The sequence below is a fragment of the Pedobacter caeni genome, assembly GCF_900129215.1.
Lineage (GTDB): Bacteria > Bacteroidota > Bacteroidia > Sphingobacteriales > Sphingobacteriaceae > Pedobacter > Pedobacter caeni.
This window is the reverse complement of sequence record NZ_FQUQ01000001.1, coordinates 219,559-238,259: the sequence shown is the minus strand read 5'-3', so window position 1 is coordinate 238,259 and position 18,701 is coordinate 219,559. Positions and strand designations below refer to the sequence as shown.

9 protein-coding genes are annotated in these 18,701 nt (G+C 44.1%); 1 reads left to right on the top strand and 8 read right to left on the bottom strand.

Annotation, left to right across the window (positions count from 1 at the left end; genetic code table 11):
* Positions 1–8: 8 nt before the first annotated feature.
* From BUC20_RS00910 to BUC20_RS00890, 5 genes are all read right to left on the bottom strand, one after another.
* On the bottom strand, positions 9–839 hold the full coding sequence (locus BUC20_RS00910) for a LamG domain-containing protein (RefSeq protein ID WP_234994414.1): 831 nt from the start codon (positions 837–839) through the stop codon (positions 9–11).
* Between the two features lie 117 nt (positions 840–956).
* Positions 957–2,210: a DUF4998 domain-containing protein gene (locus tag BUC20_RS00905; protein ID WP_073226227.1), complete on the bottom strand. Its 1,254-nt coding sequence runs from the start codon at positions 2,208–2,210 to the stop codon at positions 957–959.
* 29 nt (positions 2,211–2,239) lie between these two features.
* Positions 2,240–3,442, bottom strand: a complete 1,203-nt coding sequence (locus BUC20_RS00900) for a DUF5000 domain-containing lipoprotein (RefSeq protein WP_073229321.1) — start codon at positions 3,440–3,442, stop codon at positions 2,240–2,242.
* A 17-nt stretch (positions 3,443–3,459) separates the two neighbouring features.
* Positions 3,460–5,436, bottom strand: a complete 1,977-nt coding sequence (locus tag BUC20_RS00895) for a RagB/SusD family nutrient uptake outer membrane protein (protein ID WP_084528408.1) — start codon at positions 5,434–5,436, stop codon at positions 3,460–3,462.
* A 6-nt stretch (positions 5,437–5,442) separates the two neighbouring features.
* Positions 5,443–8,646 (bottom strand): SusC/RagA family TonB-linked outer membrane protein, encoded by a 3,204-nt coding sequence (locus tag BUC20_RS00890; RefSeq protein WP_084528406.1) that lies wholly within the window; start codon positions 8,644–8,646, stop codon positions 5,443–5,445.
* A 510-nt stretch (positions 8,647–9,156) separates the two neighbouring features.
* Between BUC20_RS00890 and BUC20_RS00885 the strand changes: the two genes are divergently transcribed.
* The gene (locus BUC20_RS00885; RefSeq protein WP_073226222.1) at positions 9,157–13,203 is read left to right on the top strand and encodes a hybrid sensor histidine kinase/response regulator transcription factor; all 4,047 of its coding nucleotides are present in this window, start codon (positions 9,157–9,159) and stop codon (positions 13,201–13,203) included.
* 24 nt (positions 13,204–13,227) lie between these two features.
* Here BUC20_RS00885 and BUC20_RS00880 read toward each other — a convergent pair whose 3' ends face one another.
* From BUC20_RS00880 to BUC20_RS00870, 3 genes are read right to left on the bottom strand one after another with little or no spacing between them, the layout of a single operon-like run.
* Positions 13,228–14,538, bottom strand: coding sequence for a BNR repeat-containing protein (locus BUC20_RS00880; RefSeq protein WP_073226219.1), 1,311 nt, complete (start codon positions 14,536–14,538; stop codon positions 13,228–13,230).
* Entirely contained in the window at positions 14,538–16,691 is a 2,154-nt protein-coding gene (locus BUC20_RS00875) for a glycoside hydrolase family 43 protein (protein ID WP_073226217.1), read from the bottom strand. The genes BUC20_RS00880 and BUC20_RS00875 overlap by 1 nt, the downstream gene beginning before the upstream one ends.
* Before the next feature lie 27 nt (positions 16,692–16,718).
* Positions 16,719–18,701 carry an alpha-L-arabinofuranosidase C-terminal domain-containing protein gene (locus BUC20_RS00870; RefSeq protein WP_073226214.1) on the bottom strand — a complete coding sequence of 661 codons (1,983 nt, stop codon included), beginning with the start codon at positions 18,699–18,701 and terminating at the stop codon, positions 16,719–16,721.

Genomic DNA, 18,701 nt, shown 5'->3' with positions numbered 1-18,701 from the left:
TTAATGATTTAATTAGAATAGGCTGCTACATAGATATTTCTCCCTCTCATCTCCGCTGTTTGCAAAGACTTACCAGCGGTACCACTATCCCCTTCCATCTGCATATTTATGATCAGCCAGAAAGGTTTGCCTACAAAGTTTGCCAGATGCGTGTCGGTCCTGAGCCCATCGATAAAATATTCGATGCTGACCGCTGTGGAGGAGATCTTTTTCATTTCAATTTTGTAATTGTGCCAATCCTGGGGTTTGGGCACTGCCGAGAGCTTATTTTGCCAGGACAGGTGTTTCCAATCCGGTCCGGTTGCGGTATTTTGCCAGGTCGTATCTGTTCCTTTAAACTCCATAATGTCGCTCTCCGGAGGCCAGCTTGCAGCACCTGTGATCCAGAATGCGGGCCATGTTCCCGGGGTCGAGGGGACCTGAAAATCACCACTAATGACCCAGCGGGGTTTGTTTTCGCTGACCGTTATTTTCTCTTTCAGATGGACTGCTCCTGAATGGTAAAATATCCTGAGTTTAGGATCAGAGGTGCTCTTCCCCTCCCAGGCTTCATGACGTTTTGCGGTAATCTGAAGCACCCCTCCGGGAATGATGGACACCTGCTCCTTGTACATCCTTGCTGAGCCGTTGTGGTCTCTGCCCCAGGGATAAAACATGTTCCAGAGTGTTTCAAATTTAGTCTGACTGTTAAATGATGTGGAGTCCAGTAAAACAACCGCGTTTTGGGGACTGGCTGATCCTGGCATCATTGCATGTTGTTGTTGCTGTTGCTGTGGTTGCTGTGCAATTGCATTTTCCTGTTTACAGAAAAGCAAGGACAACAAAATGATTAAATACATTTTTTTGCTGAGCATAATGGATAAATAAGGAGATTGATTTTTAAAATAAAAGCCTGGCAGTTCATCAGCTGCTTTGCTGAACATGGGGAACTGCCAGGTCTTTTGATTCAGGACATATTACAGGTTCTGAACGGTGTAAAGGCGAACATTTCCAATTTTGGTGTACAGGCCGGTTGCCGGCATGGTGGCAGCAAAACCGATCGACACCTGAGTGGTTTGGGTTAAGGTAAACTCCAGCTTCACTGTGGCCGTAGCGGGTTGTGGGTTTAAGGTTACATATTTGATTGCAGCTCCTGGAATATTGGCTACCAATGGCAATGCACTACCTGCCGCTACTGCGATATACCTCGTTCCTCCTGAATTCTGATCAAGGCCGTTAGCTTCAAAAGAATAGGTACCTGCGGGCAGGGTTACCGTTTGATAAATCAGCGCATCGGTAATCGCCGGAAGTCCCCATCCCGCTTCAAAGGAAATCATCCCAACGGATCCGTTTCTGAGCTCATAACTGCCGTAAGTATTGTTTACATTTTTTGCTCCCGCGCTGGTGGTCCAGTCGGCCAGTAAGCCCCATCTGGAATTATCCCATACAGATCTTGAAAAATTAGCGCCTGCATTCTTAAGATAAGTATTGGTTACATTGATCTTTATAAATGCGGGTGCAACGATCTGTTTTGTGCTGACCGCAGAATAGAAAGTATCTACACTGATCGTGTCTGGTAAAAACAGCGTTTTGTAGTTTATCGTTGAACCGTATTTGAAATCTCTTAAAGAGATCCTGGAAGAATCTATAGGGATCCTGATGGTTGCGGATTGATTGTTGAGCTTTGTATATGTAATATCCGTAGCAAACACCCCTGTTAACCGGTCCATTCCCAGGAAATCAACCGTAGTGACGCCTGTGGTTTCGTCGGTTTTAGCTGCACTGATATCCCTGTTGATCAATCCGCTCTGGTACCTGCTGCCATAGGTCCGGCCGGAGGCATTTACCGGGATGGAGCGGTTCCCTGCTGCATCATAGGTATAAATCACAAAGTTCTGAAAACCTTCATTGGCAATGTTGACAAACCTGTGAATGGTATCTGAGATCATTTCTTTAGTTACGGGGATGACTAAAGAATCTTTTTGATTGTTCCAGAAGATCTTGCATGCTACAATTTTAGGGTCTGAGGTAATCATGCCTTTTAACATCACCCTGTTCTTTCCCGAATATACTTTCACAGAGTCCAGTTTGCCGATATAGGAAATCTCCCCGTCTTTAACGAATTCTTTGTATTTATCCGCTTTTTCGCAGGAAGCAAGGGACAGTGTCATCATTGCCAACAGGAATAAACCGGGATGTTTAAACAGGCAATTTAATATCATATGTTTCATCTTTATAGGATTAAATTTTGGGTCATTAACTATCTTGGATCGCCATATACCTGCACTTCAGCAACAGACATAAAAGTGGTACCCTGCCAGTTTTTATTGTTCTTAATGCGGAGATACCTCACTTTAGGCGCACCGATTTTGAGGCTGTAGCTGAATCCTGCATTTGCAGCAGCATAGTCTTCTCCTGTCTGCACACCATAGGCACTTCCTGAAGGTTTTTTAGCCTGAAAAGTCCCCATTAAGGTCCAGTTGTTAAAACTGCCATCACTGGGTGGGTTATCAGAACCCCATATTTCAAACTGATTGACGCCGCCACCATAATAATAGGTTCTTCCGGCGTTCAGGTATTCCGGGTAATCCCAGATCATGATTCTGCTCAGTGTGGCCGGTTTACCAAGATCAAAAGTCACCCATTGAGGGGTTAATATGGTCGTTTTAGTCAGTGATATTCTCGGCCAGTCCATAATATTTCCATCCCACATATAGCTCAGACTGGTGGAAGTATATTCCTGTGTTGCATCTGTAGGTAAGGTAATCGGGCGGTAATCTGCTTTAGGGAGTGCCGTCTCATATAAAGGCTTAAGTGTAGCAAATAAGGTATCGCTATAGTTCAACCAGCGGTCTCTGATCGTAATGGCAAACTTCTGTGACACCGTATCAAAGCCACGTACAGACTGATCAATATCCACCACCTTGGTGTAAATGTTTTTTGCACTGGGAACATATTTTCCATCTTTCTGCACCATCACCTCAATGGCCAGGTCAGACTGAAAGGTATTCTTTGCGGTCAGTTTTATACCTGCAAAATCGGCGATCACCCCCAGGCTCCGGTATACAGACCAGATGGCGTTCTCCTGAGGTTTTACTTTAACCTCCACCGGTGTGGAAGCCACTTCACTGCGGTTTACCGAATAAAGTTTAACCACATGCTCATCCGTATCCCCGAAACCAACCACTTCCAGTGAGCTGTTGTAAATCGATGACTTGACCTCATACTCCTTTCCACTGTTGAGGGTGTAGACTGCTTTAACGTATAACAGGTCTTTTTCATTTGGCAAGGAATAGCTGATTTTAGCTTTTCCAGGACCATTTTCCACGGCGATGTTCGAAACCACCCCTGGCGGGGTTTGGTTGTCGGTTAAAGGCAGTATCTGGTCTTCTTTACAACCTTGATTAAGTACAATCAGTCCCATTAAAACGGCAACCAATTTTATCATATAATTACTTCTCATGTTCTTTAATTTAATTACTACCATCCGGGGTTTTGCGTCAGTTTTGGGTTAACTGTAATGTCATAAGTCCTGATCGGCCACAGGTAATCTCTTGGTGCAATAAAACTCTGAGGATAGATGGTCCTGACTTTATAATATTCCTGTTCTGTACCCTGCGAAACACTCCATCCGGTAATGTTTTGATTGAACATTTCTGTGGCTTTTTTCCATCTCAGGATATCCCAATAGCGGCTGCCTTCAAAAGCCAGCTCAATTAAGCGCTCCTGATGGATGATTTCACGCATTCCTGCCTGGTTACCGAATTTTGTAGGATTGGTTGAATAATCCATCCATGCCTTTTGAACATCCAGTAAGCCCGCCCGTTTCCGGATGCGGTTGATATATTCGTAAACCTCTGCATCTGGCGAAGAAAGGGTTTCATTTAAAGCTTCCGCATACATCAGGTAAAGGTCTGCCAGTCTGATCTGTGGCCATGGATAGGTACGGTAGGAAATATTGGATGAGGTACTTGCCATGTTCCAGTCTACCACCTTTTTAATGAAATAACCCGTTTCGTTATACCAGCCGTAGTTGTTGGCACCGGCAAGCTGAACGGATTTCCCTTCCAGCACATAAGTTGCTGAATCTGAACTCGTAGGACTATCGTACTTATACCATACGCCTCCATCAAATCCAAGATCAGCATAGAACCTGGGCTCTCTGTCGAAATTGAGGCGGGCGGTGGTATAGCCCTGTTTGATATGAAAGCGCTCCCTTCTGATAGCCGTTCTTAAAGTGTATTTGTTGTTAAAATTCAGGGTTTTATCTTCATTTATCGGAACACCATTTACGGTATAAAACTGCTCCGCAATTTTTATGGGCACACTCAATTGTTGTCTGGCCGTACCAACACCTATATTGGTATTGATTCTCGCCATTGCATTTCTCTGTAAACCTTCTGCTGCTAAAGAGTTAGGGTTCGCCCATACATGTTCCGCATTCCATCTTTCGGTGAGTGCATTGCGGATGGACATTTGCCTTTTGGTGGTGTCGGAAAGTTTAAAAGCAGTTGCAGGAAATTCATATAGCTTGAAACCTGCGGTAGTTGCAGATTCAATCGCCGCTTTAGCAGCATCGGCAGCTAACTTCCATTTATTGGCATCGTAAGTGGCATTAAAAAGACTGACTCCATCCTGATCCCGGAATCCGGTATACTCAGTATTTCCGTTAAACAACGGACTTGCTGCCATCAGCAAAACCTTAGCCTTGACGGCCAAAGCAATTGGTTTGGTGATGCGGCCAAGCTCCGACCCACGGTCGCCAATGATTACAGGCAGAACTGCTGCCGATGAGTCCAGCAGGCTGGTGATGTAACTCACACATTCGTCGAAAGGCATTCTTTTTACCCGAACATCGTTTTCAGAAGCACTGATGTCTATGTTAGTTTTTACCAGTGGAATGGGGCCATACATCCGCATCAAATAGAAGTGATAATAGGCTTTTAAGAACTGAACTTCTGCGATCCATCGCTCTCTTTCATCCTGTCTGAGGTCTAAAACTTTAGCCGGATTTTTCACGTTTTCTAAAAAGATATTGCAATTACGGATCCCTGTGAATAGTCCGTAAAATCCGACTCCCTGATTGTTCTGAGGACCACCGCCTCCTCTTCTGGAGCTCCAGGCATCGGCATAAGGTTCAGCTGCATTCTGAGAACCCCTGGCAATCTGCCATGCATTTGGCCCAAATTCCCTTTGATCATAAGGGATCCAGACCTCATCTCCGGCCATATAACCGATATTAAAGGTAGGATCGCCATCTCTGGGAAGATAGGAATAGCAGGTATACAGGTACTTTTCTGCCTCGTTGCGCAAGGTAAAAGCATTATCGATAGTTGGAATATTGTCCGGTATGATGTCCAGGTATTTCTTGCAGGAAGAGAACACCGTCATCAACAATACGCTTATCATCAGATAAGGACGTATTTTGCTGGCTTTATTTAGGTTTAGATTATTCATGTTTTCTTAAAGTTCTACGTTGATACCAATGTTATATACCACCTGGATGGGGTATCCCAATCCTCTTCCACCCATCTCCGGATCCCATAGTTTGAAACTGCTAAGGGCGGCGAGATTTGAAGAGTTTACATACATCCGGAGACTGGACAGTCCCAGTCTTTTTGCGGTCTTGTCTTTTAGGGAATAGCCCAGTTCGACCGTCTTCAATCTTAAAAAGGACCCATTGCGCATCCACCATGTAGAGGTCTTGATATTATTGGGCACCAGATTCTCGCTTAATCTTGGCCACAATGCATAAATATTACGGTTCTCTTCCGACCAGTAACTTTCTTTGATGACATCTAACAGGCCATTCTGATTTCCACTTCTGAAAACAAAAGGGGCGATTCTTTCTGAGTCGATAAAAAAGGAAGAGCGTGCGGATCCCTGGAAAAAGGCACTCAAATCAAAACCTTTGAATCCAAATGTTCCACCAAAACCATAAATGATTTCCGGTGACTCAGGAAGGCCTAAAGGGACCATATCCGCATCACTGATGACCCCATCCTGGTTAACATCACGGTATTTGATGTCCCCACCACGGTAATCCACTCCTGCTACTGCACCAAACTGCTGGGGAGAGTTCATGGCTTCCTGATCATCAGTAAAGAGACGCTCTGCGATGTAACCGAAACGTTGTGCAGAAGGACGTCCTACATGATACCTATAGGCTTCCTTATCCGAAAAAGCCGGCTCATCATAGACCAAGATCTTGTTGTTTGCATAGGTGAAATTACCCCTTCCCTGAAGGTACATTCCATCGCCGAAACTCTTATTGTAATTCAGGGAGATGTCTACACCCTGGCTCTGCATTTTATTCGTATTTGCCCTGACAGGAGCTTGCAGTCCCATACTTGAAGGTAAAAAGGTACGTTCAGTCAGGATATTTGACCTGGTATTCCGGTATACTTCAAAGGTTACATCAAGTGCATTTTTTATGTTAAAATCAAGTGCAAAGTTGATCTGTCTGGAGCGCTCCCAGGTGATGAGGTTATTGGCATATCTGGATAGCGAAATTCCGTTTCTATATCCTTCTAAAAGTTCGCCAAACCTTGCGCCATAGGTGCCATCGTTCATGTCGACTTCTGAGAGATAGAAAAATCTGTCCTCCGATTTTCCAATCTGATCATTCCCGGCCAATCCGTAGGTTGCCCGCAGTTTCATACTGGTCACAAATGATTTAAGCGGTTCAAAAAACTTTGCATTGGACACCACATAGCCAAGTCCGAAAGAAGGGAAAAATCCGTATCTGTTTTTGTCTGCAAAACGTTCAGAACCATTATAACCAAAGCTAAATTCAGCCAGGTAACGGTTGTCATAGCCATAAGTAGCCCTACCCGAAAGGCCCAGATTCCTGGAAGGTAAGGAACGTTGTAAGGAACCTGCATTTCCTGAAAGGTAATTTCTCATCGTGGAGATGACCATTCCGGTAACCGCGTGTTTTTCATGGAATGTCCGGTTATAATTCAGGGCAGTTTCCACATAAAAAGTAGAATTGAGCTCTTTATCCCCCTCACCATAGCTTAAATATTCTGTACCCACTGGTACTAATGATCCTATTCCACCATCATTAAGTGCAGCTAACCTGATCTGTCCGTCTGGCTGAACATTCGAAGAATAATAAAATGGACTGTATTGCCTGCTGACATTGAAAAATGAATACCTGCGTGCATAAGCCATCATCCTCGCACTCAATCCACTGGCAAAGAAATTCAAATCCTGTTTCAGTTCCAGTTGCGTCTGGAGGGTGGAAGCATTTCTGTCTTCGTAGCCCTTTACCATTTCTGCATAAGGGTTAATGTAGGTTCCATCCCCGATTGTTCTGGCATTCCCAAACAGCGGGTGTTTGGTAAATGGAGAATAAGCAGCAGGATATACTGCCGGAAACATCACGGGATTTGAGCCGATTGCCTGACGGAAGATCTTCTCTCCCCCATTGATGCGGTTACCATTCTCGTCTCTGCCACCAACCGGCCCCCGGTAATCATCAAACTGGCCATAGACCCTGATGATGGCCTCTGTAGTTGCAGTGATGTTTAAGTTGACGTTGGACCGGATCGAATAATTTTTCATCTTGATGTTGCTGTTGAAATTGTTCAGCTGATCAACTTTCAAGACCCCATTGTCTACATTATAGGTACCGGCAACATAATAGCGTGCCTTTGCACTTCCTCCTGTTGCACTGATGTTGTATCTGCTGTTTATGGTCTTATCTTTAATCAAAAGGTCAATCCAGTTGTTATTTGGATAGAGCAATTCATTTTCGCCTGCTGCGGTAGCATCAATTTTAGTCTGTAAATATGGAAGGATGGCTAAGGGATTTCTGGTTAGGGAGGCTTCATTTGCCATTTTCATATAAGAGATGTTGTCTGCAAAGCGGAAGTTCCGGGAATTACCCGATAAGGAAGTTTCCGTTCTGAAGCTGAATTTTGTTCTCCCGTCAATCCCTGATTTGGTGATGATTAAAATCACCCCATTGGCGCCACGGGCACCGTAAACAGCAGAAGCCGTTGCATCTTTAAGAACGTTAAATGAAGCGATATCATCAGGCTGTAAACGTGCCATATCGTTGTTGCTGGATTCAATACCATCAATCAGAATTAAGGGATCCTGTTTTCCGGCACCGAAACTTCCCAATCCACGGATAAAGAAATTGGCATTGTCGCCACCCGGTTCTCCGCTTCGCTGATAGGCTACCATACCGGCTACCCTCCCCGCAAGCATGGTGGTCAGGTTACTGGTTGGTCCTTTCAGCTCTTTCGGATTAATCGAGACGATGGAACTGACCACGCTCGCTTTCTTTTGAGTTCCGAAGCCCACTACAGTGACCTCATCCAGTGAGCTGTCGTCTGGTGACAACACCACAGAGATTAAATAAATACCATCCGGATTCGGTTTATAATCGGCAACGGAAATCGTTTTTGATTTATAGCCTACAAATGAAAAGACCAGCTTTGAGCTTTTAGGAACCTTTATGCTATATCGGCCTTCCTGATCGGTAGATACACCGTTTTTTGATTCGGCATGTCTTACTGTTGCTGCAGGAATCCCACCAATACTGTCTTTAACGATTCCCCTTACGGTTACATCGGTTTGCGCAGATGCGCTAAAAGTAAGGCCCATCAGAAGCCAGCACAGACAGCAACTGTATATAAGTAGCGTTTTATTCATGTCTGCTTTGTTTTATGTGGTGAGCTAATTTTCTGTTCGAAGCATCTAAGCTTCCATCGATTTGTTTCATACTGGTTTGGTTAATACTGGTTTGGTTAATGGTTTATTTTGGTTTATGTGATTTGGTATTCGAAGCAGGCAAGTCCTGAAAAAGGAGCAGGTATTTTGCATCAAGAGAAACAGTATTCCGGTCAATTAAACGTCAATATAACAGTTATTAAATCCGGCAAAAAAATATAGCCTTACTGCAGCTATAGTTTAATTCGTTTCCTTTAAAAAATCAGGTCTGTAATCAAGAGGGAAATCAGATGGTTTAGTTGGGGTCTTGTAGTGTGGTGGTTCATATATTGTATTTGGTTGTATACAAATCTAATCAGGATACCAGCATAAATATAGGGGGTATAATGGTAAAATATAAGGGGTGAAATCGTTTTTAAGGCTCATTTTTCCCAAAATTGACTAACTTGTCTAAGTTAATTCTAACCAAATCAGGGGGTACCAAACATTTTCATGAAGAGCTATTTTTGTCTTGTTCTCATTCTATTGAGCAGTCTTTATTCGAGCGCTGTTAATCAGCCGTATTTATATTATCTGGGAATTGAAAATGGCCTTTCAAACAACGCTGTCACCAGCATCTATCAGGACAAATATGGGTTCCTCTGGTTCGGAACTTATGAGGGATTAAACCGATACGATGGGTACCGCTTTCAGGTATTCAGGAATAAGCTGGATGACAAAACTTCATTAATTGATAACCGCATTGTCTGTATTCAGGAAGATGCACACCATAACCTCATCGTAGGCACAAAAAAAGGCGCAAACTTATATGATGTGGCCACCGGTAAGTTTAGCATGATCAGGTTTCAACATCAAAAAGGTTTCAGGAATATTTCTTATGCCATCAATGGATTGGTCAGGGACAAACAAGACCGGGTTTACCTAGCTACTGATGGCCAAGGCCTGTTGGAGTATGGACGGGATACAGATATCGCGCTGCAGATTCCCTATAAAAACGGCAGCAATCAAAGCAATTCTTATCATGTGAAATCTATAAAAATTGACCGGCATGAAAATATATGGCTCTACATTCAGGAATATGGTCTGTGCTTGTATCGTCCGGAAAAAAGACAAATTATACCGGTACATGATTTTGCCATGGATGTGCAATGTATTGCACCTGATGATTTGGGGAACATCTGGATTGGAAATGAATCCGGCTTGTATAAATATGATATTGCCGCAAAAAAAATAACCCCTTACAACCGTCAGAATGGGATTCAATTGAACAATAAGGTAATGGACTTATCTGTAGATAAAGACCATAAACTCTGGATCAGCACTGATGGTGGCGGGATCATTATCTACGATATTCCAAAAGAAAGGTCAGCGCATTTAAAATCCGGAAAAGAACCGGGAATGTTGACCAGCAGTGCGGTAACTACCGTTTTTGAAGATAAAGACCAAAGATTATGGATCGGGACACTGAGAGGCGGAATCAATATTATCGATAAAAATAAAACCAGGTTTAAGACCATCAACTCCACCCCTTTCAAAGCCAGCGGACTGATCAGTAACTTTATTCTTTCCTTTTGCGAGGATCAGCAAGGGAATGTATGGGTGGGCACAGATGGTGAAGGACTAAGCTACTGGAACAGGAAAAGCAACCATTTCACAAATTATGCCCATCAACCTTCAAATCCGAATTCCTTAAGCAACAACAACATTGCAGGCATCGTCAGAGATGAAAAAAGTAACCTCTGGATGGCCACTTATGGCGGGGGGGTCAACAGATTCAATCCTGCCACAGGAAACTTTCAATATTACCCCTGCTTTAACCATCAAACACAGATCATAGATAAAAATGCCTGGAGCATTTACCAGGATAAATTTAAAAACATCTGGGTGGGCACCTGCTCTGATGGCGGAACCTATAAGCTCAATATGGCCGGCAATAAATTTGAGCTCTTTGATGCCCGACTGAAAAATGTGATTTCCATTAATGAAGACAAAAAGGGTGTGTTGTGGATGGGCACTTTCTCCTCCCTGATCCGGGTGGATCTGAAAAACAAAAAACATACTTTCTTTAATCTCAATACGGCTGTCAGGGCAATATATGAGGATAAAAAAGGGCATTTCTGGATAGGGACTGAAGGTGGTGGTCTGCTGTTATTTAACCGTCAGACAGGAGCTTACAAAACCTGGTCCCGCAAAGACGGATTGAGTGGTAATTCCGTGCTGAACATTCTGGAAGATGATGCGGGTTGTCTTTGGATCTCTACCTTCAGCGGCCTGAGCCGCTTTACCCCTTCGAACGGGCAATTTAAAAACTTCCATGAAGTGGATGGCCTGCAAAGCAATCAATTCAATTATAATGCGGCCCTGAAACTTAGCTCAGGAGAGTTTTTATTTGGCGGCATTAAGGGCTTCAACCTGTTCCGCCCCGAGCAAATCAAACCACATGCGATTGAACCCAGGTTACTCATCACAGATTTGGAGACCAACAACCTGCCCTACGAACAGGATGAAAGTTTTGAAAACAAAAAGAGCATTTTCGAGGTCAGCAAGATTACCTTGCCTTATGACAAGGCGGTACTTTCCGTTGGTTTTGCTGCACTGGAATACTCCTCTCCTAACAAAATTTCCTATGCCTATTACCTCGAGGGCTGGGACGATACCTGGAATGATCCCGGCATCAACAGAACCATCAATTATTCTAAATTGCCGGAAGGCAGCTACCGGTTAAGAATCAAGTCGACCAATGCGGAAGGGAAATGGCTTCAAAATGAACGCATATTGCTGATTGAGGTGATGCCTCCCTGGTGGAGGTCCTACTGGGCATATGCCTTATATGCGATTGGTCTTTCAGGTTCCATTTATCTTTACCTGAATCATCAGAAGCGGCAAACAGCCTTACGGTATCAGGTAGAACTGGCTCATTTAAAAGTAGAACAGGAAAAGGAACTCAATGAGAAAAAGCTGGGATTTTTCACCAACGTATCACATGAATTCCGGACTCCCCTCACCCTGATCATCAACCCGCTTAAAGACCTCCTGAACCATAACCGTCAGGTAGATTCCAAAGAGTTAACCGTTGTGTACAGAAATGCAAGCAGGTTATTGAGTTTGGTCGATCAGTTGTTACTTTTCAGGAAATCTGATGCAGAAAATTTAAAGATCACGAAGACAGATCTGGTTGTATTTTGCAAGGAAGTTTATTTTTGCTTCAGTCAACAGGCCAAATCAAGGAAAATTCAGTTTAGTTTTTCCAGCAGTTCCGAACATATTGAGCTATATATCGATCGGGAGAAAATTGAGATTTCTTTGTTTAACCTGATTTCCAATGCCTTTAAGTTTAGCCCCGATGGCAGTACGATAGAAATGTGTATCAGGGAGACGGAAGAGGAAGTAGAAATTCACATCACAGATACCGGGAACGGAATATCAGATGAGGTCGGAAAGAAAATATTTACCCGGTTTTATCAGGCGACAGAAAAAATGCAGGCCTCCAAACCCGGCTTTGGAATCGGCCTTTATCTGGTCAATAAATTCGTCAGTCAGCATTTTGGAAAAGTGAGTTATTCCAGCACACCTGGAAAAGGAACAGACTTTCTTTTGAAACTTTTAAAAGGTAAGGCTCATTTCCCCGGTCAGCTGATTCATGAACATGCGGATGAGCCTCCTGTATTTCTGGAGGAATTAATTGCCGGTCATACCGAACTGCCTGAAAAACAAGTCCAACAGGAAACATCAAATGATTTCAGTACTGATAAACCAGGCATCCTCATTGTAGATGATAACGAAGAGATCCGCCATTACATCAGGCAGCTGTTTCTTCCTGAATATCTGGTATATGAAGCGGAAAGCGGCGAACAGGGATTGGCAATGGTCAGGGCAAACATGCCTGATCTGGTGATTACTGATGTGGTCATGAAAGAACTCAGTGGAGTAGAGCTCTGTACAAAAATTAAAGAGGATCCGCACCTGAGCCATATCCCTGTGATTTTGCTGACCTCCAGCTCATCAGCAGAAATTAAGCTGAAAGGAATTGAAGGAGGTGCCGACGATCACATTACCAAACCATTTGACAGGGATATGCTGCTTGCCAGAGTGGCTAATCTTTTGAAAAGCAGAAGCACGTTACAAAACTATTTTTACAATGAGATCACCCTGCAATCCGACAATTCCAAAGTATCAAAAGAGAATAAAGAATTCCTGGAAAGATGTATTTTGATCACAGAAAGACATATGAATGATCCGGATTTCAGTATCAAGATACTTGCTGATGAGATTGGCATGAGCCATTCTGCTTTATACAAAAAGGTAAAAACCATTTCCGGGAAAACCATCAATGAGTTCATACGGTACATCAAATTGAGAAGGGCTGCTCAGCTGTTCATCAACTCAGAACACAATGTAAATCAGGTTGCCTTTCAATCAGGCTTTAGTGACATTAAGTATTTCAGGGAGCAGTTTCACAAATTATTTGGTTTGCGGCCTTCTGAATACCTAAAGAAATACCGCAAACCATTTGCTAAAGGCTACAAGCTGACCAGATGAGATTTGACCAACTGAGACCTGACATTACCTGGGTTTCCACTCCAATACCTGGATGGAACCTGGTTTGTTATTGGCTTTCCCCTCCCCGTCTATCTGTTCCACACGTTGTACAAAGAGGTCCAGCCTTCCTTTAGTTCTCCAGAGTTCGGTATCGTAACTTGGCTCCCAGTCTCCGACTGAAGCTTTGCTGAGGTCGCCGGTGATCCAGTTATTTTCTTTCAGGTTTTTGCAAAGGGCAAAGGAAACTTTACTTCCCCGCTCCATATCCCTGAAAATCAGCGCCACATTTAGAAGCCCTTTGCTTTTCCAGGCTACAACCTGTGGTCTGGATAGCGGAATCCGTTTAGTACCAGCCCCACTAAGTGTAAAGTCGGTTTTACGAAAGTTCAATACATTGGTCTGCCAGCTGTGACCATCATGATACACCAGGTGATATTGCGGAACGGCCGACTCTTTATCTCTCCAATATCCGGCTATGTAGGGATTTCCGACAGGATCAGCAAACATGGAAGTCTGGTTGATCAGGTCGCTTTTCTGAGGAATTATAGCCGCATATTCCGCATTAGCCTGGTTAATTGGCAGTTGATAAGCCTTGCCAGCGGTATTCTCCCAACTCATGCCACCATCTTTGGACCGTGCATAACCGAGGTCATGGTTGCTGGCCACGTCGGGGCTTTCCCGCCATACCCAAGACAAATGTATCGTTCCCTGATCATCTATTGACGTTTGCCAGTAGGCATTGCGCTTCCCCTCTCCATCGATCAGGTTGTCCTGTATCCTCTGCCATTTTTTTGTCGCAGCGTTGTACCGGTTGATCATCAGGTTTCCATTACCTGAGCCTCCATCTCTATACATAAATAGTAAGGTGCCCGCAGGGAGCTTATAAAATTCCGGATAACTTACCTTATTTTCCTTAATCCCCAGCATGGATTCCGGTTTTCCCAAAACCAAAGAACCAGCTGCAATCCCCCTCACATAATTGAGCGCGTTATTATGTTGCCCCCATGCCACATGGAGGTAACCTTGATCATCTACCATGATGCTGATCGATTTATGTGCATCACCTGCATCGCCTTTGTGTGCACTGCGCAAAACCACCCATTTCTTTTCATGGACATTACGTTTGGCCACAACCAGGTATTGATCTGCATCATAGTACGCGGCATACTGTGTATTTTTAAAGGTAACCAGCGAATTTTTCCGGAATACGACGGTATTTACCGAATTATTAGCCCAGCCATTTTCAGCAATGGTACTGATCACCGGTGCTGATTGCTGTGCGGAGACTTGCAGTCCGGAAAGCATCAGCAAAAACAGGGCTACATGCTTTCTCATCAATTCTTTAAGTAAACGCCCTTCAATGTCGGCTGTACAACTTTTATATTTCCGTTTGCATCGAACTCCAGTTTATCGATACATACTTCCCGGTGATAACCTGCAGATTGCCCCATCGCCAGTCCGCCAGGACGGCTGAAACGATGGTAAACAATGTACCACTCGTCTTTCCCCGGTACCTGAATCACGGAATTGTGACCCGTCGCATAGATCCCCTGTTTCACATCCTTGGAAAGAATCAGGTTGTTTTCTGGCAGGCTGATTTTACCAGTTGGTGTGTCGGAAATGCCATACCTCACCCCATAATCTGCATCTCTGGTATCGTTCTGAGACCATAAAAAGTAATACTTACCCTTCCGGTAAAACACTTCGGTTCCTTCCCTGTAGGTTTCATCAGGGGTGATCACTTTAACAGAAGAGGAATCTATGGATATCATGTCCTCATTTAATGAGGCTACCGCCATATAACCATTTCCCCAATACAGAAAACTTTTCCCGGTTTGAGGGTCTGTAAATACATCAGGATCTATTTCCTGTCCGCCTTTGATGCCTTTGTGTTTACCTGCGATCAGGGCTTTCCCACTGTCTTTAAATGGACCGGAAGGATCATCGGCAACAGCAACCCCTATTTTCTGTGCTGCAGTAAAATAATAATAGTACTTATACTTGCCATCGACTTTCTTTTCCGAGATAGTTGGCGCCCAGGCATTTTTCTTTGCCCAACTTACCTCCTTTTGCAAATCCAAAATCACTCCTTCGTCTTTCCAGTCTGCAAGATCTGAGGAGGAGAAGCTTTTGAAATAAGTACCCGACCAGTCTGTAAAACCATCACTGGTAGGATATAAATGATATTTTCCGGTTTTATGCGAATACAAAATCTCCGGATCCGCGTAATAACCATTCAAGACCGGGTTCAGGTCCTCGGCAAGGGTAACGGTGTATACTTTTGGTTTCCATCCCGGCAGACTGACCTTCAGCTTAACCGGCCCTTTACTGAAATCATAAGGTGCTTTTGGACTGACCTCCAGGCCTGGAAAGATCAGAAAGCCAGGATCAAAGGATTTAAGAGCAGTACCCTGTTTTACGGGTAAATAAACTGTGGAGGCAGTTGTATCTATAACCACATTGTTCTTTTTAATGGCGGCAGACCGGAATGAATTCAGAACATTTGCAGGACTGTACCATTTTTTTAACAAGACCTGAGCTTCCTGCGTAGTAATGGGAAGCACTGTTCCATGACGGGGATGAAAATTCATCTTCACCTCATGATCCACCACCGTAAATTGTTTCAGGTCTTTTGTTTTGGTAAACTGGTAGCGGCCTTTGGTGTATACATCATACATCAGAATATATCCCTCGCCGTTATTGAGTTTGAACACTCCGGCACCTTCCACCGGATCTTTTGTCTGCTGCACATTGCCTTCCCGCACTACATATCCCTCTTTTAGCTGATCTGAGACGGCCACACGAATGCCCAGTCCCTCTCCTTCAGTTTTAAAGAACAAATGGTATTTCCCCTGGTCAAAAATAATATCTCCATCAATGCAGGCCCCATTTGTTGGGCTAAAGAACAATTGCTTAGGTTCAGTTTCCAGATCTGTAAAATCCTTATTGGCGTAAGCCCAGTAAATTTTATCCGGATCAGTGCCATGTTTCATAGACCAATAGACCATGTATTTACCTGCTTTCTCATCATATATGGTTTGTGGAGCCCATACCCTCAGCAAGTTTTCCTGAGCCTGGAAACGTTTCTGAATATTGACGATACTCGAGCTCCAGTTGATCAGGTCCGAAGATTTAAGCAGGACCATTGCGCGGTTTGAGTCCCAGCCTTTGGCCGCCACCATATCCGTGACCACCATATAGAAGGTTTTACCATCTGCCCCACGCAAAATATGTGGGTCACGTACCCCTCCTGTTGAACTGATCGCGGCAGAGCTGATCACCGGCTGGTCATCATTCAAGGCCCTGTAGGTATAACCATCATTACTGATGGCAAAACGGATAGACTCTTCTAAACCGCCATTTCCGGTAAAATAGGTGAACAGATAAGCTGTATTTTTTGATTTCTGGGCCAGCACCGGCCAGCCAGTCAGCAACAGAAGGATAAAGATCAGTACTTTATAACAGGAAAAATTAGGTTTTATATTCATCGTGGTTCATTTGGGTTGATCTTTCCTTTACTTATAACCGACTTTTAACATGATAAAAGAGTTTGCAGGCATTTTTACGACAGCATCTTTTCCCTTCAGCTTCATCAGCGACTCTACGGGAACAATGTTTGAAGGTTTCTGTATAGAATTCTGAGCGGCAAGATCGCCTTTAACTGTTGTCAATTTCCCTTCGGCAGCCAGTTTTTTTATTCCTTCGAAAGCCAGCTGTTTGGTTCGCTCCGTTGCATTGGTATTGACCAGTTTTACGATGATCTCTTTTTTATGCTCATCCATTACTGCGGAAACATATAAACCATCCTGACCGGAAAGGGCTTTTCCATCTGCCAGGGCAGTAGAAACCTGCGTGCCTTTATTGGTAGAGAAAAGCTTCTGAACATGGTAATTTGGGGTTCCGTATATATTCAGGTTGTCTACCCAGATTAAGTCGGGCGCCCATTGCCAGCCTTCGGTATTTGCAAATAATGGCGCATAGGAAGCCATACTGATGACCGCAGCATTGCGCTCTAGTCCGGTCATAAACGCAGCCTCCGCAATTGCTGCCTGCCAGATGTTCCTGTTGCTGCCTGTCGCTTCTCCTTTAATATGTGCGGCATATTCTCCGGCAAAAATCTTTGCGCCCTGACGGTCATAATTGTCATAGCGGGCAGCATTTTTAAGGAACCATTCCGGAGAACGGTAATAATGTTCATCTATGATATCGGCCTTCATGGCACGCAATTCTTTATCCAGGTAACGGAATTCGTCATTATCAGGGCCTGTTCCTGAGCTGAAAATCAGCTTCATTTCCGGGTATTTAGCTTTGATGGCTTGCTGAAATGCTTTTGCACGTTCTATATACTGAGGCCCCCAGTTCTCATTACCCACTCCTAAATATTTCATATTAAAGGGTTCAGGATGTCCCATTCCCGCACGGACCTTTCCCCATTCAGAAGAAATATCGCCATTGGCAAACTCAATCAGATCCAGGGCATCCTGAATATAAGGATCCAGCTGATCTAAGGGAACGACCTCTGCTGTATTAAACTGACAGGCCATTCCGCAGTTCAGGATCGGCAAAGCCTCTGCACCGATATCTTCGGCCAACTGAAAATACTCGAAAAATCCAAGCCCAAAAGTTTGAAAATAATCAGGTGAGGGACGGTGTGCGAATTCCACATTCCAGCGGTTCATGATCAATTGACGTTCCTCTATCGGTCCTATTGTTTTTTTCCATTGGTAACGGTTGGCCAGGTCGATGCCTTCGACAATACAACCACCGGGAAAACGGATGAAACCGGGTTTCATATCTGCCAGCATTTGGATCATATCTGAGCGCATTCCTTTTTTCCGGCCTTTCCAGGTGTCTGCAGGGAATAAAGAGATCATGTCCATATCCAGTACCCCATTTCCTTCAAACCAGATGTTCATTCTGGCTTTTGCCGCAGAAGCATCCGCCATAAAGCTCAGTTCCTGGTTTTTCCATTGTCCTGAGGCGTCAGCCGGCTTCAGCGATCCGGTCGCCAGGATTTTATTCCCTTCATCAATCAACTCCACATGTAAAGTGATCCCCGGACTTTGTTGCCTGTACATCAGGGAAAAATCGTACCTCAGACCTTTTTTTACGCCCATCCCTCCTTTAAAGCCTTCATTGCTGATTCCTGCTTCTCCTTTTGATGCGCCTTTAATAGCTGCTCTCAGAAATCTGGGATTTGCAGGATTTGCGTCTTGTCTGTTTAGTACCAGAAGGTCTCCTTCCCCGATCTTCTTACCGGTTACCGCCCAGCCCATCAGGGGCTTCAGAAATTCAAACGAGCGGTTCTTTACCATTTCGGCATAGATCCCGCCGTCTGCCCCCATATTGATGTCTTCAAAAAATACGCCCCACATCGTAGGTGATACTTTCCCTTCAGATTTAGCGCTATTGACCACAATAACCTCCGGTTGCTGTGCGCCTGCACTAAAAAATGTCCCGGCCATGAGCAGGGCAATTAAATTGCTTTTGTATTTCAT

Bases quoted from the DNA above. Each gene is read 5' to 3' on its own strand.
- BUC20_RS00910 (WP_234994414.1), bottom strand. From the start codon at position 839: ATGTATTTAATCATTTTGTTGTCCTTGCTTTTCTGTAAACAGGAAAAT.
- BUC20_RS00905 (WP_073226227.1), bottom strand. From the start codon at position 2,210: ATGAAACATATGATATTAAATTGCCTGTTTAAACATCCCGGTTTATTC.
- BUC20_RS00900 (WP_073229321.1), bottom strand. From the start codon at position 3,442: ATGAGAAGTAATTATATGATAAAATTGGTTGCCGTTTTAATGGGACTG.
- BUC20_RS00895 (WP_084528408.1), bottom strand. From the start codon at position 5,436: ATGAATAATCTAAACCTAAATAAAGCCAGCAAAATACGTCCTTATCTG.
- BUC20_RS00890 (WP_084528406.1), bottom strand. From the start codon at position 8,646: ATGAATAAAACGCTACTTATATACAGTTGCTGTCTGTGCTGGCTTCTG.
- BUC20_RS00885 (WP_073226222.1), top strand. From the start codon at position 9,157: ATGAAGAGCTATTTTTGTCTTGTTCTCATTCTATTGAGCAGTCTTTAT.
- BUC20_RS00880 (WP_073226219.1), bottom strand. From the start codon at position 14,538: ATGAGAAAGCATGTAGCCCTGTTTTTGCTGATGCTTTCCGGACTGCAA.
- BUC20_RS00875 (WP_073226217.1), bottom strand. From the start codon at position 16,691: ATGAATATAAAACCTAATTTTTCCTGTTATAAAGTACTGATCTTTATC.
- BUC20_RS00870 (WP_073226214.1), bottom strand. From the start codon at position 18,701: ATGAAATACAAAAGCAATTTAATTGCCCTGCTCATGGCCGGGACATTT.